Origin of the sequence: Micromonospora sp. NPDC002575, from assembly GCF_042889525.1 — a bacterium.
GTDB lineage: Bacteria > Actinomycetota > Actinomycetes > Mycobacteriales > Micromonosporaceae > Micromonospora > Micromonospora carbonacea.
The window spans coordinates 644,121-664,495 of sequence record NZ_JBIARA010000001.1; the positions used below are offsets into that span (position 1 = coordinate 644,121).

A 20,375-nucleotide genomic window follows, 5' to 3' on the forward strand; every position below is an offset into this window, starting at 1 on the left:
CATGGCGAGGGTCCGGGCCCGAATAGCGGCGTTCCTGCTCGCGCTCGGCGTACTCGCCGGCGCCACGGTCACCTGGCCGGTGGTGGGCGGCGACGCGGCGTACGCCGCCCTTCCGACCGCGCAGGCCAGGGCCGACCTGTGCAGCACCCAGGAATGGCAGGCCGACTTCCGCGCCTGCGTCGACAAGCTGGGCGCGGTCAGCAAGGACCAGGTCGAATGCCGTAACGCCCCGGTCCCCTCTGCACCCGACTCGGGGCTCGCCGGCTGGTTCGCCGCCCGCCCCGACTCGGCCAAGCTGCCCGGCCCGAAGGGCCTCTACAGCGACTACGGATACGCCGGATACAGCTTCCCGACCTACGACCTGCCCGGTGGTTGCGCCTCCGCGGTGATCCATCCGGACTACAAGTTCACCACCACGGTGGCGAACGGCGAGTTCATGATCGCCACAGCGATCATCGGTGGCTCGAACGCGTTGCGGGAGCGGGCCTGGGATCCCCGGTCGATGTGGGCCTGGGCCGATCCGCTGGTCGAGCAGGCCACCAAGGCCGTCTACCAGAAGGTGTTCAGCGTCTTCGGCATCATCACGCTCTGCGTGGTGGGCCTCTACCTGCTCTGGCGGTCCCGCCAGTCGGACATGAGCAACGCCATGACCACCGCCGGATGGGCACTGCTGGTGATGGTGGCGGTGACTGCCCTCGCCGCGTGGCCCGTGAAGTCCGCGAACATCGCCGACGGCACGCTCGTCACCACCCTCGGCGTGGTCCACGACGCCGTCGGCCCGGCAACCCGGGACACGCCACCCGAACAGTGTGATGATCCCGATCCCGCCGCGTGTAAGGACAATCGCCCTCCCGCCGTGCGGGCCAGTGACACCGCGACCGAGTCCATGCTCTACCGCAACTGGCTGCGCGGCGTGCTCGGCTCGGCCGACAGCGAGACCGCCAAGAAGTACGGGCCGGCGCTCTACGACGCCAAGTCGCTGTCCTGGGAGGAGACGGAGAAGATCCGGGCCAACCCGGCGACCCGGGACACGACCATCTCGGCCAAGCAGCAGCAGTGGGCCCGGGTCGCGGAGCAGATCAAGAACGAGGACCGGGAGGCGTACGAGTACCTCCAGGGCCTTCGGGACATGGACCGTGTCGGTTCGGGCTTCATCGCCGTGCTCGCCGCCCTGCTCTTCGCGATGTTCGACCTCACCGCGTCGCTGCTGGTGCTGCTGGGCTTCCTCATCTTCCGCTGGGCGGTGATCGCGGCGCCGATCCTGGGCACGATAGGGCTGATGCGCCCGGCGAGCGCCGGGCTGCGCAGGCTGGCCAACGCCGTCGTCGCTGCCGTGTTCAACATCGCCATCTTCGGCACCGGGGCCGCCATCTACCTCTTCGCCGTGGATCTGATCATGAGCACGGCGACCCTGGCGGGCTGGCTCCAGGTGGTGCTCGTCTGGCTCTGCGGGGTGGTCGGCTGGCTGCTGCTGCGGCCGTATCGGCGAATCACCCAACTCGGCGGCAAGGACAGCAGCGAGGCCGTCAGCTCGGCCGGATCGTGGCACCGCCGGTTCTTCCGGGACATGCGCACCGCTGCCAAGCTCGACGTGGCCGAGCCCGGTGGCACGAACGAGCCGACTCTGGCCCGGAAGCGCGGCTCGACGGTCGAGCGGACGACTCTGCGGCCCGAGGCCCGGCACGAGGACCCGAGCCACTCCGCCGCCGGCACCGCGAACGCCGCCGAGCGGCAGCGGCCCGACGGGCGGGAACGCCCCGACGAGGCCACCGTGCCGGAACAGCGCAGCCCCGCGCGGCCCGTCGCGCCCCGGCCGCGACGCCGTCAGCCCTCGACCTGGACCGAGCCGGACGTGCCAGCGGAGAACCCGTCCTTCGTCATCTACCGGCCGGGTGCCACCGAGCCGGCCACGCCCCGACCTTCCGCACCGCGGATCCGCACCGAAGCGCGGTGAGGGCCATGCGACGCGCGGTGGAGTTTCTCTTCACTCGGGTGCTGCGGTCCCGACTGGGCATCGCCCTGGCCATCGGGGTCCTGGTCTTCGGCGTGATCGGTGCCGCCCGGCTGGTGTCCGGTCCGGGAGACCCGTCGACGGGGCTGAGCAACCGGCCGAGCCGGCCGATCACCACCGTCGACCCGAGTGCCGGTGACGACGGCGTACTCGGCGGCACCACACCCCCGACGCCGGTGACCCGCCCGGGCGCACCGACCCCCGAGCAGATCGCGGACCGGTTCATCGCCGCATGGCTCGGCGGCCGTGGCAGCAACGCGGACGAGTGGCACGAGGCCCTGCGCCCGCTTTCCACCCCGGAGCTCACCGAGAAGCTCTCGGGCGCCGATCCGGCGGGTGTTCCGGCGGAACGTACGACCGGCGAAGCGAGCCTCCGCCCGCGGACGGAACGCTTCGTCGAGGTGTTGGTGCCGCTCGACACGGGGCGGCTGCGCCTGGAACTGGTGGCCCCCGACGGGCAGTGGCTGGTCGACGCCGTGGACTGGGAGCGAGCATGAGTGAGCAAATGGGAGACGGCAGCAGCCCGCGGCGCAGGTTGCGGATCGGCGCGCTGGCCGTCGCACTGACCGCCACGCTCACGCTGCTGTGTTGCACCGGGGGGACGGCGGCGTTCTTCCTCACCGAACTGAGCGGCGGCAGCGACGACCTCTCCCCGGAGGCCCAGTCCGCCTGCGGCTCGTCGCACCAGGTCAAGGTCTCCGGCAAGATGCCCCGCTTCGCGCAGTACGGCGAGAGCCAGATCCGCAACGCCGCGGTCATCATCAAGGTCGGCTCGGACATGAAGGTCCCGCCTCGCGGCTGGGTGATCGCCGTCGCGACCGCCATGCAGGAGTCGGGCCTACGTAACCTCCCCCACCTGGGCAGCCGCAACGACCACGACTCGGTGGGCCTGTTCCAGCAGCGCCCCAGCCAGGGCTGGGGGACGCCCGAGCAGTTGCAGGACCCGTCCTATTCGTCCCGCAAGTTCTACGAGAAGCTGGTGAAGGTCCCGGGCTGGGAGCAGCTCTCGTTGACCCGGGCCGCCCAGCGGGTGCAGGTGAGCGCCTTCCCCGACGCCTACGCCAAGCACGAGGAACTCGCCAGCAAGATCGTAGACGCGCTCGCCGGCGGTGCGGCCCGCACGGTGCAGGTGGCTCAACGCAGCATCTGCAACGCCGCCACCCGCGGTCAGATCGCCGCCTCGGGCTGGACGGCGCCGATACCGGGGGGTGTCGGCTCCGGATTCCGTACGGCCAGTCGTCCCCGGCACAACGGGGTGGACATCGCGGCGCCGAAGCGCACCCTGATCCGGGTGGCGGCAACGGGCCGGGTGCTGGTCGCCCGGTGCGACCCGGCCAACAACGGCCAACTGAGCTGCGACGTGGACGGCTACCCGGGCAAGGGCGGGTGTGGCTGGTTCGTCGACGTGCTGCACGCCGGCGGCTACGTGACCCGGTACTGCCACATGATCGTCAAGCCTCGGGTGGTCCCCGGCCAACTGGTCAAGGCCGGCGAGGTGATCGGTGAGGTCGGGAGCAGCGGAAACTCGTCCGGGCCACACCTGCACTTCGAGGTCCACCTCGACGGGGACCGGTCCAGTCGCGGTGCCGTCAACCCGGTGCCGTTCATGCGGGACCGGGGCGCGCCGCTGAACGGCAAGGCGTAGGACTCCCGTACGCATGACCGGGCCACTTCCCGACCCCTTCGCCGACCACCCTGACTGGGCGCCCCAGCCACCCAGGCCGGTCGAGATCGTGCCGGCAACCGGACGGGTCGAACTGCGGGGACGCCGGGTACTGGTCGGGCTGCCCGGCCTCGGCTGGCGCGGCGATCTGCGCGCCGACGAACGGGTCGTGCAGAACAGCCGCACCTACGTGCCGGTCATTCCCGAGCAGGAGTGGTACCGCGCGGAGTCCGAGCAGGTCGAGGTCTTCGCCCCGCTGGTGCCGGTCGAGCGGGTGTGGGTGGAGACCCTGGGGAACCGGCCGAGCGTCCCGACGGTCGTGGTCTCCAGCGTCACCCTGGTCTCCTTGGACGCGCCGGCCCACCACCCGCCGACTCCCGTCTTCGAGGCCGGCGCCGTCACGGGACGCAGGGTCGTGCACATGACTGATTCCGGTGAGCAGCGGGACCTTCGCGCGGTGACCGAGACCTACTCGGGGGCCGAGGGGGACATCTGCGTCCGGGTCACGCCGGAACTGGAGTGGTATCGCTGGGCCTGGCGAGGTCAGCCGCCCACCACCCTGGAGGTTCCGGTCCATCTCCTCTGGATCGAGTGAGTCCTAGCCAGCCTTACGACCATCGCAAACACGCCAGCCGTCCGCTTCGTCCCTGACCTGGAAGATCCAAGCTTCTCGACGGCTGCTACGAGGTTGGCCGTTGGCAGAGCTTGAGATCGTCAGCGTCGTCTCGACTGATTCGCCTTCGGTCGTGTTCGTGCGCGTCAATGCTCCCCAACTGATCCGAACGTCGACATCGAAGCGCGCTTCGCGTTGCTCGACCTCGCTGCGGAGGCCTCGGACTGCCTCAAGGGTGCTTGCCGAGCAGGTGAACTGGTCGGCCTTGATGTCGTTGCGGTCGACGAGGAAGGCACGCAGGTAGTTGTCAACCACCACGTCCGGGGCGCTGCGATCCGGTCTGGTGGCGCGGTCGTACAGCACGAAGGCGGTGATGCCGCCGCCGACGAGCAGCAGCCCGAGCACTCCTGCCACCACTGTGATGATGGTCCGCACGCGTCCCGGCCGACGTGCCGGCGCTGGCGTCCCCGACGGGGGCACCAACTGCTCCGGCGGGGTCCGCTGCGCCGGTACGCGGGAGACCTGGGAACCGGCGGGGGGCTGCACTGATTCCACCCCTTGAGGCTATCGGCTGGACGCCTCGTACCCAATGCCCAGGATGCAGCGGATCGTGACAGGACGACCCCCAGCGGTGAGAATCCGACCGGTCACGGACATCTCCGGCGCACCCGCCGTGGCGCATCCCGGAGGACGGGCGGGACCTGGGATACCGTCACTGCTCGGGGAGGGGTTGCCGGCCTCGGGACGAGGGGGTGGACGCGGTGTTCGGTCCGAGGACACGCGCCAACCGCGCCGCTGCCCTGCACCGTAGGGCGGAGGCGACGGCCGCCGCGGCGGCCGCCATTCTCGACGAGATCCGGCCCGCGCCGGCCGACCAGCGCCGGCAGTACGAGCTGGCGGACCGGCTGCGGTCTGCGGCGACCCTACTCGCGCCGGGCTGGGCGGGGGCGTCCCTGGAAACGCTCACCACGGCGGTCCCGTCGGGCGAGGCCCCGCCGCAGTTCGTCCGGGTGGGCATGGCAGCGCCGCTGGACGACGCGCGCTTCCCCGCCCTCGTGCCGCTGCTCGGCACCGGGCACCTGGCGATCGACGGCGACGCCCGGGATCCTCGGGTGGCGGGGCTGCTCCGGGCCGTGCTGCTGCGCCTGCTGGCCGCGACCCCCGCCGGTTGCCTGCTGGTCCGCGTCATCGACCGGACCGGCACCGGCGACGTCAGCGCCACCGCCGGCACCGCCACCGGGGCACGAACGGACACGTCCACCGGCGCAGGCCCGAGCACCGCCACCGGCGCATCAATGGACACGGTCGCGGGCGCTGACACCGGCGGCACGGACATCGCCACCGGACGGGCTGCGCCACCGGGCGGCACCTTCGCCCCGTTCTCCGCGCTCGCGGACGCCGGCCTGCTGCCGCCGCCGGCCACGGACGTCGCCGGGCTGCGTACCGTGCTCACCGAGGCGGAGCAGTGGGTGTCGCCGGGCAGCGGCCGGCCGCGCCGGCACGACCGTACGCTGCTGCTGATCGTTGCCGCGTGGCCGGAGGCGACCGGGCCGGCCGATCTGGATCGGATCGAGGCGCTGGCCGAGCGGGGTCGGGCGGCCGGCCTGCACCTGATCGTGGCCGGCTGGCCGCCGGCCGGCCCGTACGCGACCAGGGCGCCCCTGCCGCAGGCCACCCCGCTGGCCATGCGCAACGCGTACGCGCTGCTGGGTGACCCGCCGGGCGGTTCCCTGGCGGGGCCGGGGGCGGAGCCACCCGGTGGGTTGAACTCGCCGGTCTTCGTCGACGACGATCCGCCGTCGGGCCTGGTCGACGACGTGTGTCGACGGCTGGCCGCGGAGATCGAGGCCGGTTCCCGGCTCAGCCTGGCCGACCTGCTGCCCGACCCGGCCGCGCCACTGTGGGCGATGGGCTCAACGGAGGGCGTCTCCACCACGGTCGGTGACGCGGGCGGTCGTCCGGTGACCGTGGGGTTCACCGAGCTGACCCCACACTGGCTGGTCAGCGGGCGGTCCGGGGCGGATCGTGCCGCTTTCCTCAGCAACGTGCTGCTCGGCCTGTCCGCCCGGTACGGCCCGGACGAGTTGGTCCTGCACCTGGCCGACCTGGGCGACGGCGAGTCGTTCGCGGAGTTCCTGCAGACCGAGCGGGACCGGTCCTGGGTGCCGCAGGTGCGTTCGGCGGGGATGGCCGCCGATCGGGAGTACGTGCTGAACCTCCTCGACGAGCTGCTGGCGGAGGCCCGCCGCCGGGAGGAGGCCGGCCAGTGTGCCGGCGGGCAGCGGTTCGCCGGCCTGCGTGAGCACCAGGCGCTGCCCCGGGTGGTCTGCGTGATCGACAATCTTCCGCTCCTGTTTGCCGAGCGGGACCGGCTGGCCAACGACGCGGTCGCCCGGCTGGACGCCCTGGCCCGCTCAGGCCGGGCGTACGGGGTGCATCTGGTCCTGGCCGGCGAGGGTGACCTCGGGATTGCCGGCGGGCCGACGACCCGCGACTCGATGCTCGGGCAGTTCCCGGTGCGGGTGGCGCTGGCCGGCGGCGGTCCGGTGCTGGAGCCGAGCAACGACGCGGCAGCCGGGCTGCCGGTGGGCAGCGCGGTGGTGAACACCGCGGGCGGCCTCGGCGGTCCCCGGGGTGCCACCCGGGGGCACGAGCGGATGGTCCGCTTCCCCGACCCGCACGAGGCCCCGGAGACGATCGGGGAGTTGCGGCGCCGGCTCTGGGCGGCCCGTCCGGAGCGCTCCGCTCCGCCGGTTGTCTTCGCCGGTTGGGCCCGCCCGTCGTTGCGTAACGATCCGCACTACCGGGCGGCCTTCGCCGGGCGCGCGCGGGGACCGGTGGCCCTGCTGGGCCGGGCGGTGGATCTGTCCCGGTCGACGGTCATGGTGCCGCTCGGCGCGGGCGCCGGCCGTAACCTGGCCGTCCTCGGCCCGGGGGCGGAGGCGGTCGCCCTGTTGGCCACCGCGGCGCGGAGCGTCGCGGCGCACCACCCACCGGGTACGGGGCGGTTCGTGGTGGCCTCGCTCGCGACCGAGGCTGCGCCGGTGGCCGACGCCCTCGCGGCGGACCTCGCCGGCCAGCACCGGGTGGAGCGTGTCGACCTGCCGGGACTGCTCGCCGCCGTCGACGCCGAGGAGCCGGGCTACCTGGTGGTCTTCGGGTTGGACAGGGTCACCACGCACGAGCGGCCCGCAGGCGGGGTCACCACGCACGAGCGGCCCACAGGCGGAGTCACCGCGCACGAGCGGCCCACAGGCGGGCCCGCCCCGCACGGGCGGCCGATTGACCGGCCCGCCGCCCACGAACTGCCGGCGGACCGGCTGCGGGCCCTGCTGCGCGACGGCCCGCCGGCCGGCCGGCACCTGCTCGGCTGGTGGCGCACGGTGCCGCCGTTCACGGCGGTGGCCCGGGCGGAGGACGATCTCGACAAGCTGGCCGCCGTGGTCGCGGTGGACGTGCCGGGAGCCCAGCTCGCGGCGCTGTTCGGGCATCCGGTGCAGTGGCGTCCCCGGCCAGGTCGGGCGATGCTCTGGGACGGCCCGGACGAGCGCGGCGTCCTGCTGGTGCCGTTCGCCGGCCCGGTTGACGATGCCGGGCCGCACGCCGGCCCGATGACGGACAGCGGGGCGCGACCGGAAGCCGGAGCAGGAACGACGGCCGACGACGGGGAGGACGGATGAGCCGGGAGCCGACCAGCGTCGTCGCCGCGCCGCCGGCTGCGGTACCGGTCCGGCAGCGGGCCGGGGCCGACCCGGTGTCCGCCGCCGGCAGCGCCGCGGCCTGGACGGAGTACGTCGCCGCCGCCCGCCAGCTCGACGGGGTACGCAGGGGCGCGGCGACCGCCGCGACCGAACAGGCCCGGGCGGTGCAGGCCGCCCGCGAGGAGCTGACCGGGGTACGCCAGCGGTTGGCGCCGCAGCGGTCCCGGCTGCGCGAGTTGGGCGTACCCCCGATCGTGCTGGCGCCGTCGCCGCCCGAGCTGAGCGAGGCGGCCCGGGAGATGGTCGGCGGGCCGACGGCGGTGCTGACGGCCCTGCGCGCGGCGCGGGGCTGGGCGGACGGGGCGGACGGCCTGTTGGCCGGGCGCGGCCGGATCGGTCCGGGGTCCTGGCCGCCCAGGCTGCGCAACCTGCTGGTCTACGGGCCGCTCGCGCTGGTCGTTCCGCTGCTCCAGGTGGCGCTGTACGCGACGACGGGTGCCGGTCCGGCGAGCGTGGTGGCCCTGGTGTGCGGGCTCCCGATGCCCGCGGGCGCCTTCGTCGCCGGCTGGATCGGCGTGGGCCGCCTCTTCGGCGAGTCGGCGGGGCCGGCGACGGAACGCAGCGCCGACAGCCGCACCGCGACGGAACGCAGCGCCGACAGCCGCACCGCGACGGAACGCAGCGCCGACGGCCGCACCGCGCAGGACACCGACGGGCCTGCGGTACCGTCCGGCGAACGGGACACCGAACGGAGCGCCGGGCGGAGCCCCGGTGGGGCCGGCGCAGCAGCGGTGCACGGCCCGGCCCCGATTCACGCCCACGCGGCGGACGGCCCGGTCGTGGTGGCCGGCGGCGGCGCCGCGTCCGTGGCTCCGGTCGGAGGTGCCGGCGCGCCGGAGGCGTCGGCCGGCGGCCTCGTGGACCGGACGCCCCGCTGGGGTGTCCTGGTGTGTCTCGTCCCGGCGGTGCTGACCACCGCCGGGATCGTGCTGGCGATGCTGGCCGGTTGAGCCGCCGGGCCGCGACCGCCCGCACGGACAGGGGCCGGGCGGGTACGACGACGCCGGGACGACCGCGTGGTCGCCCCGGCGTCACCGTGGCATGGTCCCGCCGGTCAGCGGGGGATGATCAGGGCCATCGCCTCGGCGCGGGACTTGGCGTCGTGCTGGAGCGTGCCGCGTACCGCCGAGGTGATGGTCTTCGCCCCGGCCTTCTGGATGCCGCGCATGGCCATGCACATGTGTTCGCATTCGAGCACGACCACGACGCCGCGCGGGGCGAGCCTGCTCATCAGCAGGTCGGCGATCTGCGAGGTGAGCCGCTCCTGCACCTGGGGTCTGCGGGCGAAGACCTCGACGAGCCGGGCGAGCTTGGACAGGCCGGTGATCCGGCCGTCCGGGCCGGGGATGTAGCCGATGTGCGCGCTGCCCCGGAACGGGAGCAGGTGGTGCTCGCAGAGGCTCATCACGTCGATGTCCCGGACGAGCACCAGCTCCTCGTGGTTGGCCTCGAAGGTGGTGCTGAGCACCTGCGCCGGGTCGACCCGTAGGCCGGCGAAGAGTTCGGCGTACGCGCGGGCGACCCGGGCCGGGGTCTTCACGAGTCCGTCGCGGTCGGGGTCCTCGCCGACGGCGATGAGGATCTCGCGTACGGCTTTCTCGATGCGGGCCAGGTCGACGGACTCCTCGACCGGGCGGCCGGTCAACTTGCCGTTGACCAGCCGCGCGGCGAGGTAGTCGAGACCGTCGGTGTCGGGCTCGGTCGACGAGGCACTCGCCATCGGTGCCTCGGGACCGGCCGCCGGTTCGGTGTTCAGTGCGTACCGTCCGAGTTGTTGGAGCCCGGCAGGCCGCCGCCGACGGAGGCCCCGTCGGCCTGGGCCTGCGCCTTGAGCGCCTCCTTCTCGGTCGGCGTGAGCACCGGGGGCTCGGTGGAGGGCTGGCGCTTGCCGAAGCCGTTGTAGGGGGCCATCGGCGGGCGCTTCACCACCCGGGCGCAGATCCGGGCCATGTCGGCGGTGGAGAGGGTCTCCTTTTCGATCAGCTCCAGGACGATGTTGTCCAGGACGTCCCGGTATTCCACCAGGATCTCCCAGGCCTCGTCGTGAGCCAGCTCGATCAGCGCCCGCATCTCGTTGTCGATCTCGGCGGCCACCGCGTCGGAGTAGTCCCGCTCGTGGCCCATGTTGCGGCCGAGGAACGGCTCGTCGCCGCTGGTGCCGTACTTGATCGCACCGAGCTTGGAGCTCATGCCGTACTGGGTGATCATCGCGCGGGCCAGCCCGGTGGCCTTCTCGATGTCGTTGCCGGCGCCGGTGGTCGGCTCGTGGAAGACCAGCTCCTCGGCGGCCCGGCCGCCCAGCGCGTACGCCAGGGTGTCGACCATCTCGGCGCGGGTCTGGGTGTACTTGTCTTCCGTCGGCAGGACCAGCGTGTGGCCGAGCGAGCGACCGCGCGACAGGATCGTCACCTTGTGCACCGGCGCGGCGTGCGGCAGCGCCCAGGCGACCAGCGCGTGCCCACCCTCGTGGTACGCGGTGATCTTCTTTTCCTGGTCGCTCATCACCCGGGTGCGGCGCTGCGGGCCGGCGATGACCCGGTCGATCGACTCCTCCAGGGAGTCGTTGGTGATCGCCCGCTGGTCCTTGCGGGCGGTGAGCAGCGCGGCCTCGTTGATCACGTTGGCCAGGTCGGCGCCGCTGAAGCCCGGGGTGCGCCGGGCCACCGAGTCGAGGTCGACGTCGGGGGTGAACGGCTTGCCCTTGGCGTGCACCCGCAGGATGGCCTTGCGGCCCTCCATGTCGGGGGCGTCCACCGGGATCTGCCGGTCGAAGCGGCCGGGGCGCAGCAGCGCCGGGTCGAGAATGTCCGGCCGGTTGGTGGCGGCGATCAGGATGACCCCGCCCTTGGTGTCGAAGCCGTCCATCTCGACGAGGAGCTGGTTGAGGGTCTGCTCGCGTTCGTCGTGGCCGCCGCCCATGCCGGCGCCGCGGTGGCGGCCGACGGCGTCGATCTCGTCGACGAAGACGATCGCCGGGGCGTTCGACTTGGCCTGCTCGAACAGGTCGCGGACCCGGCTCGCGCCGACACCCACGAACATCTCGACGAAGTCGGAGCCGGAGATCGAGTAGAACGGCACCCCCGCCTCGCCGGCGACGGCGCGGGCGAGCAGCGTCTTACCGGTGCCGGGCGGGCCGAAGAGCAGCACGCCCTTCGGGATCTTGGCGCCCAGGGCCTGGTATTTCGCCGGGTTCTGCAGGAAGTCCTTGATCTCGTGCAGCTCCTCGACGGCCTCCTCGGCGCCCGCGACGTCCGCGAAGGTCGTCTTCGGGGTGTCCTTGGTGATCATCTTCGCCTTGGACTTGCCGAAGTTGAGCACCCGGGAGCCGCCGCCCTGCATCTGCGACATGAAGAACAGCAGCAGGAGCACGAGCAGCGCGATGGGCAGCAGGTTGACCAGCAGGCTCACCCAGACGCTGTCGGACGACACCTTGGTGTCGGCCGGGCCGGTGATCCGGTTCGCCGCCTTGGCCGCGAGGACGTCGTTCCAGACCTCGTCGCCGACCTCGTACGGGAACTGGGCCTCGATCCGGTCGGTGGTGGTGTCACCGAACTTGGTCCTGCTCTCCAGGTCCAGCTGGAGCGTCTGCTCCTTGTCCTGGAAGATCGCCTTCTTGATCTTGGCGGTGTGCAGCTGGTCGAGCGCAACGGAAGTGTCCACGCGGTGGTAGCTGGGACCAGCGGTGAACAGCTGACTGAGCACAACGGCGCCGAGGATGACCAGGATGATCCAGACCACCGGTCGGCGGAAGAAACGCGTACGTTCCATACTGTTGTCGAGCGCCGAGACGCCCGCATCCTCCTGATCGACGTCCTGACCGTCTGAATGGCTGTCGCCGCCGCGGCGGCGGCCGGAGCCGCCGTGCGGGCCGGCCTCGACCCCGGGACGCGTCACTGCCGCGTCACGGTCATTCGACGGTACACCGTGTGCGCGACATGTGGCCGTGCGAGGCCAGCAGTTACGCGCAAGGCGAACCGGGTTTCAGCCGGCGTGGCGTGAGTTCCCCGCCCGGCCACCCGACCGCCCGGTCACGCGGGTCGAGGGATCGGGCGTGGAGTGAGCGTCCACGCCACCGGCCTCTACCGTAGTCCGATCTGCTGAGAGCGCGCTGAACGTCCGCTTGACGGGCCGCGCGCCCGCCGCCCGGCGGTCAGGCGCGGGCGTAGACCTCGGGCTTGAGCACGCCGACGTAGGGCAGTTCGCGGTAGCGCTCGCCGAAGTCGAGGCCGTAGCCGACGACGAACTCGGTCGGGATGTCGAACCCGACGTACTTCACCGGCACCGGGACCTTGATCGCCTCCGGCTTGCGGAACAGGGCGACGACCTCGACGCTGGCCGCCGACCGCGACTCCAGGTAGCGCAGCAGCCAGGACAGGGTGAGGCCGGAGTCGACGATGTCCTCCACGACCACCACGTGCCGGCCGGCGATGTCCCGGTCCAGGTCCTTGAGGATGCGCACCACCCCGGAGGAGGTGGTGCCCTGGCCGTACGAGGAGATCGCCATGAAGTCCAGCTCGACCGGGGGCCCGTGCCGGCCGAGCGCCCGGGCGAAGTCGGCCATGAACATGACCGCGCCCTTGAGCACGCAGACGAGCAGCAGCCCGTCGACGTCGGCGTGGTCCGCCGACACCTGCTTGGCCAGCTCTGCGGTCTTCTCGCGGATCTGCGCCTCGGAAATGATCACGTGGTCGATGTCGGCGTCGTACCAGGAGCCGTCAGCCATGGCTCCTAGCCTGCCGTACGCCGGATGCCCCCCGTCGGCGGGGCCGCCCGTTTCGGCTCGGCCCCGCCCGGCATTTCTCGCGCATACCGACAGCAAACAGGTCAGCAGGTGCGGGACCGCCACCGGCGACCGCCGTCGGTGGGCTTCCAGTCCGCCGAGTCCCGGGTGTCGGCGGTGAGGCCGGCCGCCGAGGCGACGGCCAGGGAGAGCAGGAAGAGCAGGAGCAACAGGGATTCCATGGCGGCGCTCGCTTTCGCAGGATTTGGGTTGCTTTCGCCGCCGGTGCGCACCGGACTTGACCCCAGTCTGCGCCCCCGCCGGGGCGCGGGACAGTGGCAGGAATGCCACTGCGCCTCGATTTCCTGCCACCCGTGCGGTTACCCTCGTCACATGCTCCGTTCCGTCGCCGTCGTCATGATCGATCAGGTGGCCCCGTTCGAGCTGGGCGTGTTCGCCGAGGTGTTCGGCACCGACCGCACCGACGACGGCTTCCCCGGCTACCGGTTCGACGTCTGCACCGCCGACGGCGCCCCGGTGCGTACCTCCTCCGGGTTCCTCGTCACCCCGGGGGCGGACCTGACGCCGGTCGAGGACGCCGACCTCGTGGCGGTCCCCGGCCACCACGACGGCGCGGTCGCGCCGCCCGAGGTGCTGGCGGCGCTGCGCCGGGCCCACGCGCGCGGCGCGTACGTGCTCAGCGTCTGCTCCGGCGCGTTCGTGCTCGGCGCGGCCGGGCTGCTCGACGACCGGGAGTGCACCACCCACTGGCGGTACGTCGACGAGTTGCAGCGCCGCCACCCCCGGGCCAGGGTCCGCTGCGACTCGCTCTACGTGGCCGACGGCCGCCTGCTCACCGGCGCCGGCACGGCGGCCGGCATCGACGCCTGCCTGCACCTGGTGCGCCACGAGCACGGCTCGGCCACCGCCACCCGGCTCGCCCGCCGGATGGTCGTCCCGCCGCACCGCGACGGCGGCCAGTCGCAGTACGTCGAGGCCCCCATCCCGAAGGCCCCCGAGGCGCCCACCCTGGAGCCGGTCCTGGCGTGGCTGATGGGTCACCTGGACCGGCCGGTCACCGTCGACGAGCTCGCCGTCCGGGCCGGGATGACGCCGCGCACCTTCGCCCGCCGGTTCCGCGCCGAGACCGGCACCACGCCGCACGACTGGCTGACCAACCAGCGGGTGCTGCTGGCCCGGCGGCTGCTGGAGGAGACCGGGCTGAGCGTGGAGAGCGTGGCCGGCCGCTCCGGCTTCGGCGACGCTGCGGCGCTACGGCACCACTTCGCCCGGCGGGTCGGCACCACCCCGCACGCCTACCGCACCACCTTCCGCGACCGCGTCGCCGCCTCCTGAACCTCCGCTGCAGGTCGGCGACCTGGCGGGGTCACCGTGAGCCGGAAACCCCCATGTCGCCGGCATGGAGTCGATCACCCGAGCCGGCCGGGGCGGTGGAGTAGGCGCAGCCGGCGCGACGCCGGTCAGCCGGACGGGCCGGCCCCGGTCAACCGGCCCGCGCGGCGGGCCACCCGCAGGCCGCCGGGCAGATGGACCTCGCCCTGGCCGTGCCAGTCGGTGACCAGGGCGTCGAGCGCCTCGACGTGCCGGTGCGACAGCGCGGCCGGCGACGCGCCCAGCTCCCGGGCCCAGGCGTGCAGCACCCGGGTCCGCACGGCCGGGGCGAGCCCGGCCAGCGCCGCCACCGCCAGCCCGCCGCCGGGGGCCCGCACGCCGGCCTGACCGTCGGCGGCGGACGAGCTGCCGGCCGACGAGGTCGCGGGCAGGGCGGCGGCGGCCAGCTCGTCGAGCGCCGCCGCGTCGGCGGCGGCCAGGCGGGCGGTCCGGGCCAGGTTGTCCACCACCCCGGGGCCGAGGGCGCGGACCAGCGCGGGCAGCGCGTCGGCCCGGACCCGGGCCCGGGCGTACGACGGGTCGGCGTTGTGCGGGTCCTCCCACGGGGTGAGGCCGAGCGCGGCGCACGCCTTGCGGGTCTGCGCACGGCTCACGCCGAGCAGGGGCCGCAGCAGCGGCACCCCGGACAGGTCCCGGCGGGGCGGCATGCCGGCCAGCCCGCGCGGGCCGGCGCCCCGCGCCAGCGCCAGCAGCACCGTCTCGGCCTGGTCGTCGCGGGTGTGCCCGGTGAGCAGCGCCGCCGCCCCGTGCCGCCGGGCCGCCTCGGCGAGCGCCTGGTAGCGCGCCTCGCGGGCCGCCGCCTCGGGGCCGCCGGGGCGGCCGGCGACGTCGACGCGTACCGCCTCGGCCGGCGCGAAGCCGGCACCGAGGGCCCAGGTCGCGACGTCGGCGGCCCGCCGGTCGGAGCCGGCCTGGAGCGCGTGGTCGACGGTGACGAGGCCGACGGGCCGGCCCAGCCGGGGCGCGACGAACGCGGCGGCGGCGGCCAGGGCCAGCGAGTCGGCCCCGCCCGAGCAGGCGACGAGCACCGGCCCGGCCCCGGACAGCCCGGTCAGCGCGCGGCGGACCGCGAGCCGGACTGCGGCGACCGCCGGGGCGAGCGCGGGCATCGGCGTACGGTCAGCCGGCGGTCGGGGTGGCGGCGGGCCCGTGCACCCGGGCGACCCACGCGTCGGGGTCGCCCAGCTCGTCGAGCCGGGGCAGGGTCAGCGGGGAGCCGAAGATCTTGTTGAAGCCGTCCATGCCGACGCGCTCGACGACGCCGTGGACGAACTTGCGGCCCTCGGCGTACTGGCGCATCTTGACCTCGACGCCGAGCAGTCGGCGGATCGCCTTCTCCAGCGGGTTGCCCGTCTCCCGACGTCGGTTGAACGCGGCCCGGATCGACTCGACGCTGGGGATGACCTGCGGGCCGACGCCGTCCATGACGAACTCGGCGTGCCCCTCCAGCAGGGTCATCAGCGCGGTGAGCCGGTCGAGCACGGCCCGCTGGGCGGGGGTCTGCACGATGTCCAGCACGCTGGCCCGGCTCTGGGGATCCTTCACCGCGTCGGAGAGGGTGGCGACGCCCCGCCGCAGCCGTTCCAACAGGTGCTCGCCGCCCTGCGAGGCGTCCACGAACGCCTGCACCTCGCCGAGGAAGTAGGCCCGCATCCAGGGCACGGCCGTGAACTGGGTGCGGTGGGTGACCTCGTGCAGGCACACCCAGAGCCGGAAGTCGCGCGGGTCGGCCCCGAGCTTGCGCTCCACCTCGACGATGTTCGGCGCGACGAGCAGCAGCTGACCGGGGTCGCCGGAGAAGACCTCGTACTGGCCGAGGACCCGGCCGGACAGGTACGCCAGCACGGTGCCGGCCTGCACGCCGGTGAGCCGGGAGCCGACCGCCTCGGTGAGCGGGCCCGGCCGCTTGTCGCCGGAGAGCCGGCTGACCAGCGGGGTGATCACCTCCCGCAGCCCGGCGATGTTGGTGGCCGCCCAGTCCCGGCGGTCCACCACCCGAACGGGCGGGTGGACCACCTGGGACCGCAGCCCCGTGTAGTCGGCCACGTGCCCGGCCGCCTCGTCGGTCAGCCGCCGCAGCTCGGAGACCACCTCGGTGGCCTCGGCGTACGACACCCGGGGCCCCGACTTGCCCAAGGCCCCCGCCGTCGCGGCGGCCAGATCCCAGTCCACGAACTGCGCCATGCACCCACCGTACCCGCGCCGGAACAGGCCCACCTTTCGCCCATCTAAGGACGAACCACCGCGAACCGGTCAGCGGCAGCCGCAGCGGGCCAGGGCGGACGTGACGCGGTCGAGGGCGCGGCGGGTGTCGTCGAGGCTGCCCGCCGGGGCCTTGTCGGCGAGCACGGCGAAGGTGAGCAGCCGCCCGTCGGCGGTGGTGACCAGCCCGGCGATGGCGTGCACCCCGGTCAGCGTGCCGGTCTTGGCCCGGACCACGCCGGCCCCGGCCGTGGTGCCGTCCGACCGGTACCGCCCGTCCAGGGTGCCCGACCAGCCTGCCACCGGCAGGCCGCCGAAGATGCTGCCGAGCTCCGGGTGGGAGCCGTCACCGGCGATGGCGATCAGGTCGGTCAGCAGCGAGGGGCTGATCCGGTCGCGGCGGGACAGCCCGCTGGCGTCGGAGAGGGTGATCTCGTCGGCGGGCAGGCCCAGCTCACCGAGGACGATGTCCATCGCCGCCGCGCCGCCGGCGAAGGACGCCGGCTGGTCCCGGGCCAGCGCCACCTGCCGGGCGAGCGCCTCGGCGATCACGTTGTCGCTGTCGGTGATCATCATGTCGACCAGCCGGATCATCGGCGGGGACTCGACCTTGCCCAGCTCGGTGCCGGGGGCCGGGGCCGTCCCGGCCGATTCGCCACCGGCGGCCGGCGCGGTGCCCCGCTTGACCTCGGCGGCGGCGCCGGAGAGCCCCAGCAGCCGGGCGAAGGCGCGGCCGGCGGCGAGGTCCGGCTGGGGGCTGCGCTGCGCCCAGCCGTGGCTCGCGTCGAAGTTCTTCCTCGCCGCCACCGGGTCCACCCGCGCGCCGTCGGTCATCAGCGCGCTGATCGCCGCGCCGAACCCTCCGGTCGGGATGTCGGCGTCCCAGCCGGGCCCGTAGACCGGGCCGGGGAAGAGCGAGGAGTCGACGGTGACCCGGGTCGGCGCGGTGCCGCCGAGCGCCTTCCTGACCTGCTCGGCCAGGTCGTCGAGGCGGGCCGCGCCGGGGTAGAAGCCGTCGCCGTCGACCGCGAGGGTCGGGTCGCCGCCGCCGACGAGCACCACCTCGCCCGGCGCCGCGCCGGCCACCGCCCGGGTCGGCACGCGATGGTCGGGGCCGCGGGCGGCCAGCACGGTCACCGCGGTCGCCAGCTTGGTCACCGAGGCGGGCACGGTGGCGTCGTCGCCGCCCCGCGAGTAGAGCGACCGGCCGGTCGTCACGTCGGACACGGAGACGTTCACCCGGTCGCCCAGCTCCGGGGCGGCCAGCAGCGGCTCGATCGCGGCCTTCACCCCGTCGGCGGTGGGCTCCGGCGCGTGCGCGTCGGGGCCGGCAAGGACCGGGGTCGGGTCCGGCTCGACGACCTCGTCGGCCCGGGGGGTGTCCCCGCCGTCGCCGAGCCACCCGGCGACCGGGCCGGGCCGGACCACCGCCAGGCCGGCGCCGACCAGGGCGAACAGCAGCACCACGGCGAGCACGGCCAGCGGGCGGCGGCGTCGGCGGCCGGGCGACGGGTCGTGCCCCGGCGGGAGGCCGGCGGGCGGGTCACCGGGGCCGCCGGGCGCGGGCGCGACCGACGCGGCGGCCGGCTCCGGCCCGCCGGGGAGCACCGGCGCGGCGGAGGCGGCGGGGGTCGCGACGAGCTCCGGGGAACGGTCGGCGTCCGGGGGCTGCCACACCGGCTCGCCGGACCCCACGAGCGGGGCCGTGGCCTCCGGATCGAAGTCGTCCACGGCCGGTTCCTGGGCCCGCGGGACGTGCGCCTCGGGCACCGGCACCCGGCCGGTCGCGCTCCCGGACCCCGGGCGCGGCTTCTTCCGCCCGTCAACCCCCTGCGGGCGGTAGTGTGAATCTTCCCTCCCCACGACCCCCTCCTCCCCGTGCGGAAAACAGCTTGGGTGACACTACTTCGGTCCGAACACTATGCGGCGGCCGGAGCGGGCGGGTGGGCATTCACCTGCTCGGGGAGCGCCGCCACTTGGTTCCGTCAGCCAGCGTGGGCAAACGAGGGAGCGTGGGAGATGGATTTCGACGTCACGGTTGAGATCCCCAAGGGTCACCGCAACAAGTACGAGGTGGACCACGCGACCGGCCGGATCAGGCTGGACCGCACCCTCTTCACGTCCACGCAGTACCCGGCGGACTACGGGTTCATCGAGGGCACCCTGGGCGAGGACGGCGACCCGCTGGACGCGCTGGTGCTGGTCCCCGAGCCGACGTTCCCGGGCTGCCTGATCCGCTGCCGCACCATCGGCATGTTCCGGATGACCGACGAGAAGGGCGGCGACGACAAGGTCCTCTGCGTGCCCTACGAGGACCCGCGCCAGGAGCACCTGCGCGACATCCACCACCTCGGCGAGTTCGACCGGCTGGAGATCCAGCACTTCTTCGAGGTGTACAAGGACCTGGAGCCCGGCAAGTCGGTCGAGGGCGCGACCTGGGTCGGTCGCGTCGAGGCGGAAGCCGAGATCCGCGCGTCGTACCAGCGGGCCAAGGAGGCCGAGGAGCGCGGCGAGACCATCCACTGACCCCACACCCACGCCGACGGGCCCGGGGGCCGCTCAGCCGAGCAGCCCCCGGGCCCGCTCGTACAGGTCGAGCACCGCGCAGGCCACCGGCACCACGGACACCACCAGCGCCGTGTCGACCAGGTCGGCCGCCCGGCCCAGGTAGGGGGAGGCGGGCCGCCGCGCGTACGTGGTGCCGGCCGCCACGGCGAGCAGGGCGACGGCCAGCCCGCCGACGGCCAGCGCCAGCCGGCCCGCCGGCCCGGAGCCCCCGGCGAGCGCCCCGCCGAGCAGGGCGGCCCCGGCCAGCCCGGCGACGACCGGCGGCACCCGGTGGCGGACCGCCACGAACAGCCGCGAGCGCAGCAGCAGCACGGCGCAGACCACGGCGACCAGCAGCCGCCCGGCCCCGCCGCCGGCCGTCACCAGCACCACCGCCGCCCCGGCCACCAGCACGGCGTGCCCCAGCAGCATCCCGGTGAGCATCTCCTCGGTGCGGGCCACCGCCGCGTGCACCCGGGCCCGGTCCGGCAGGTCCCGGGCGGCGTCCGCGCCGGGGCCGCCGTCGCCGGGCAGGGTGATCGGCGGCAGCGGCATCTTGCCCAGCCGGATGGCCAGCAGCGGCAGCGCGCCGAGCGCGAAGACCAGGGCGCCGAGCAGCACCGCCGCGGCGCCCCCGGCGGTCAGCGCCAGCCCGCCGAGGGCGGCGGGCGCAGCGACCGCGCCGACGGTCGCGCCGGCCACGAAGACCCGCACCCGACTGGCCACCCCGAGCAGGCCGAGCACCGCCACCAGCAGCAACGCCACCGCGCCGGCCAGCAGCTCGGGGGCGCCCAGCCAGGGCAGCGGCGCGACCGGGCCGACCGGGTCGCCGGAGCTGACCGCGAGGGCGCCGGCGGCGAACGCGTACGGCAGGGCGTAGCCGCCGAGGGTCGCGCCGGTGGCCCCGTCGCCGTACGCGCGGGAGGCGACCGCCCCGGCGAGGGTGAGCAGCAGCGCCACCGCGACCGCGACGGGCCAGCCGGGGCCGGGCCCCGGGCCGGCGGCGAGGACGGCGAGCAGCCCCACGCCGAGCGGCACGGCCGCCCCGGCCAGGGCTGCGCACCGGGTGGCGGCCGGCGACCAGGCGGCGCCCCGGCGGCGGGCTCCGTCGACGATCGCCTCGACCACGTCGTCGTACTCCAGCTCGGGCCACTGCGCGCGGGCCGGCACCAGGTGCAGCACCTCGCCGTCGCGGACCCCCTGGGGCAGCAGCGCCTGGGCGGTGGCCAGGACCGCCCCGTCGGTGCGGCGCAGCACCCAGCCGCCGTGCCGTTCGCCGTCGTCGGCCAGCCCCTCGCCGGCGTGCCGGAGCACCTCGGGCAGCAGCTCGGCCAAGGGGACCTGCTCGGGCAGGGCGACGTCGACCCGGCGCTGGGGGGCGCTGATCGTGACCCGGGCCAACCCGACTGTCATCGGCGCATCTCCATATCGAGGGGGGACGGTGG

The 20,375-nt window shown here is 74.3% G+C and carries 17 protein-coding genes; 8 read left to right on the forward strand and 9 right to left on the reverse strand.

Annotation, left to right across the window (positions count from 1 at the left end; translation table 11 throughout):
* Nucleotide 1 precedes the first annotated feature (1 nt).
* Genes ACFYWL_RS02950 through ACFYWL_RS02965 form a run of 4 tightly spaced genes read left to right on the forward strand, consistent with a single transcriptional unit; the run spans nucleotide 2 to nucleotide 4,269 of the window.
* Complete coding sequence (locus ACFYWL_RS02950; protein ID WP_386966399.1) at nucleotides 2–1,954, forward strand: MFS transporter; 1,953 nt, start codon at nucleotides 2–4, stop codon at nucleotides 1,952–1,954.
* Nucleotides 1,951–2,508 carry a hypothetical protein gene (locus ACFYWL_RS02955; RefSeq protein ID WP_386966402.1) on the forward strand — a complete coding sequence of 186 codons (558 nt, stop codon included), beginning with the start codon at nucleotides 1,951–1,953 and terminating at the stop codon, nucleotides 2,506–2,508. Before ACFYWL_RS02950 ends, ACFYWL_RS02955 begins: the two co-directional genes overlap by 4 nt.
* Before the next feature lie 8 nt (nucleotides 2,509–2,516).
* The gene (locus ACFYWL_RS02960) at nucleotides 2,517–3,656 is read left to right on the forward strand and encodes a M23 family metallopeptidase (protein WP_386966760.1); all 1,140 of its coding nucleotides are present in this window, start codon (nucleotides 2,517–2,519) and stop codon (nucleotides 3,654–3,656) included.
* A 13-nt stretch (nucleotides 3,657–3,669) separates the two neighbouring features.
* Nucleotides 3,670–4,269: a hypothetical protein gene (locus ACFYWL_RS02965; RefSeq protein ID WP_386966404.1), complete on the forward strand. Its 600-nt coding sequence runs from the start codon at nucleotides 3,670–3,672 to the stop codon at nucleotides 4,267–4,269.
* Nucleotides 4,270–4,272: 3 nt separating this feature from the next.
* Here ACFYWL_RS02965 and ACFYWL_RS02970 read toward each other — a convergent pair whose 3' ends face one another.
* Nucleotides 4,273–4,833, reverse strand: coding sequence for a hypothetical protein (locus ACFYWL_RS02970; RefSeq protein ID WP_386966763.1), 561 nt, complete (start codon nucleotides 4,831–4,833; stop codon nucleotides 4,273–4,275).
* A 206-nt stretch (nucleotides 4,834–5,039) separates the two neighbouring features.
* Here ACFYWL_RS02970 and ACFYWL_RS02975 point away from each other — a divergent pair, with 206 nt between their 5' ends.
* Nucleotides 5,040–7,967, forward strand: coding sequence for a cell division protein FtsK (locus ACFYWL_RS02975; RefSeq protein ID WP_386966407.1), 2,928 nt, complete (start codon nucleotides 5,040–5,042; stop codon nucleotides 7,965–7,967).
* The gene (locus ACFYWL_RS02980; RefSeq protein WP_386966410.1) at nucleotides 7,964–8,998 is read left to right on the forward strand and encodes a hypothetical protein; all 1,035 of its coding nucleotides are present in this window, start codon (nucleotides 7,964–7,966) and stop codon (nucleotides 8,996–8,998) included. Before ACFYWL_RS02975 ends, ACFYWL_RS02980 begins: the two co-directional genes overlap by 4 nt.
* A 104-nt stretch (nucleotides 8,999–9,102) precedes the next feature.
* Here ACFYWL_RS02980 and folE read toward each other — a convergent pair whose 3' ends face one another.
* From folE to ACFYWL_RS03000, 4 genes are all read right to left on the reverse strand, one after another.
* Entirely contained in the window at nucleotides 9,103–9,768 is a 666-nt protein-coding gene (folE, locus tag ACFYWL_RS02985; protein WP_386966413.1) for a GTP cyclohydrolase I FolE, read from the reverse strand.
* A 32-nt stretch (nucleotides 9,769–9,800) separates the two neighbouring features.
* Nucleotides 9,801–11,816: an ATP-dependent zinc metalloprotease FtsH gene (ftsH, locus tag ACFYWL_RS02990; protein ID WP_386966415.1), complete on the reverse strand. Its 2,016-nt coding sequence runs from the start codon at nucleotides 11,814–11,816 to the stop codon at nucleotides 9,801–9,803.
* 382 nt (nucleotides 11,817–12,198) lie between these two features.
* Nucleotides 12,199–12,771, reverse strand: coding sequence for a hypoxanthine phosphoribosyltransferase (gene hpt, locus ACFYWL_RS02995; protein WP_074472259.1), 573 nt, complete (start codon nucleotides 12,769–12,771; stop codon nucleotides 12,199–12,201).
* Nucleotides 12,772–12,872: 101 nt separating this feature from the next.
* Nucleotides 12,873–13,010, reverse strand: a complete 138-nt coding sequence (locus tag ACFYWL_RS03000) for a hypothetical protein (RefSeq protein ID WP_386966418.1) — start codon at nucleotides 13,008–13,010, stop codon at nucleotides 12,873–12,875.
* Between the two features lie 151 nt (nucleotides 13,011–13,161).
* Here ACFYWL_RS03000 and ACFYWL_RS03005 point away from each other — a divergent pair, with 151 nt between their 5' ends.
* On the forward strand, nucleotides 13,162–14,124 hold the full coding sequence (locus tag ACFYWL_RS03005) for a GlxA family transcriptional regulator (RefSeq protein ID WP_386966420.1): 963 nt from the start codon (nucleotides 13,162–13,164) through the stop codon (nucleotides 14,122–14,124).
* A gap of 125 nt (nucleotides 14,125–14,249) precedes the next feature.
* Here ACFYWL_RS03005 and tilS read toward each other — a convergent pair whose 3' ends face one another.
* The 3 genes from tilS to dacB form a co-directional block, all read right to left on the reverse strand.
* Nucleotides 14,250–15,290 (reverse strand): tRNA lysidine(34) synthetase TilS, encoded by a 1,041-nt coding sequence (gene tilS, locus ACFYWL_RS03010; RefSeq protein ID WP_386966423.1) that lies wholly within the window; start codon nucleotides 15,288–15,290, stop codon nucleotides 14,250–14,252.
* Between the two features lie 10 nt (nucleotides 15,291–15,300).
* Entirely contained in the window at nucleotides 15,301–16,365 is a 1,065-nt protein-coding gene (locus ACFYWL_RS03015) for a zinc-dependent metalloprotease (protein ID WP_386966425.1), read from the reverse strand.
* A gap of 69 nt (nucleotides 16,366–16,434) precedes the next feature.
* Nucleotides 16,435–17,859 carry a D-alanyl-D-alanine carboxypeptidase/D-alanyl-D-alanine-endopeptidase gene (dacB, locus tag ACFYWL_RS03020; RefSeq protein WP_386966765.1) on the reverse strand — a complete coding sequence of 475 codons (1,425 nt, stop codon included), beginning with the start codon at nucleotides 17,857–17,859 and terminating at the stop codon, nucleotides 16,435–16,437.
* Between the two features lie 543 nt (nucleotides 17,860–18,402).
* On the opposite strand from dacB, the gene ACFYWL_RS03025 reads away from it, so the two are divergent.
* A complete protein-coding gene (locus ACFYWL_RS03025) occupies nucleotides 18,403–18,909 on the forward strand; it encodes an inorganic diphosphatase (protein WP_386966428.1) in 507 nt (168 codons plus the stop codon).
* 33 nt (nucleotides 18,910–18,942) lie between these two features.
* Here ACFYWL_RS03025 and eccD read toward each other — a convergent pair whose 3' ends face one another.
* Complete coding sequence (gene eccD / locus ACFYWL_RS03030; RefSeq protein ID WP_386966429.1) at nucleotides 18,943–20,343, reverse strand: type VII secretion integral membrane protein EccD; 1,401 nt, start codon at nucleotides 20,341–20,343, stop codon at nucleotides 18,943–18,945.
* Nucleotides 20,344–20,375: the final 32 nt, after the last annotated feature.

Excerpts from the sequence above, each read along its gene's own strand:
- ACFYWL_RS02950 (WP_386966399.1), top strand. The coding sequence starts at position 2 with ATGGCGAGGGTCCGGGCCCGAATAGCGGCGTTCCTGCTCGCGCTCGGC.
- ACFYWL_RS02965 (WP_386966404.1), top strand. The coding sequence starts at position 3,670 with ATGACCGGGCCACTTCCCGACCCCTTCGCCGACCACCCTGACTGGGCG.
- ACFYWL_RS03015 (WP_386966425.1), bottom strand. The coding sequence starts at position 16,365 with ATGGCGCAGTTCGTGGACTGGGATCTGGCCGCCGCGACGGCGGGGGCC.
- ftsH (WP_386966415.1), bottom strand. The coding sequence starts at position 11,816 with ATGGAACGTACGCGTTTCTTCCGCCGACCGGTGGTCTGGATCATCCTG.
- ACFYWL_RS02960 (WP_386966760.1), top strand. The coding sequence starts at position 2,517 with ATGGGAGACGGCAGCAGCCCGCGGCGCAGGTTGCGGATCGGCGCGCTG.
- ACFYWL_RS02980 (WP_386966410.1), top strand. The coding sequence starts at position 7,964 with ATGAGCCGGGAGCCGACCAGCGTCGTCGCCGCGCCGCCGGCTGCGGTA.
- ACFYWL_RS03005 (WP_386966420.1), top strand. The coding sequence starts at position 13,162 with ATGCTCCGTTCCGTCGCCGTCGTCATGATCGATCAGGTGGCCCCGTTC.
- eccD (WP_386966429.1), bottom strand. The coding sequence starts at position 20,343 with ATGACAGTCGGGTTGGCCCGGGTCACGATCAGCGCCCCCCAGCGCCGG.
- hpt (WP_074472259.1), bottom strand. The coding sequence starts at position 12,771 with ATGGCTGACGGCTCCTGGTACGACGCCGACATCGACCACGTGATCATT.
- ACFYWL_RS03000 (WP_386966418.1), bottom strand. The coding sequence starts at position 13,010 with ATGGAATCCCTGTTGCTCCTGCTCTTCCTGCTCTCCCTGGCCGTCGCC.
- folE (WP_386966413.1), bottom strand. The coding sequence starts at position 9,768 with ATGGCGAGTGCCTCGTCGACCGAGCCCGACACCGACGGTCTCGACTAC.
- ACFYWL_RS03025 (WP_386966428.1), top strand. The coding sequence starts at position 18,403 with ATGGATTTCGACGTCACGGTTGAGATCCCCAAGGGTCACCGCAACAAG.
- tilS (WP_386966423.1), bottom strand. The coding sequence starts at position 15,290 with ATGCCCGCGCTCGCCCCGGCGGTCGCCGCAGTCCGGCTCGCGGTCCGC.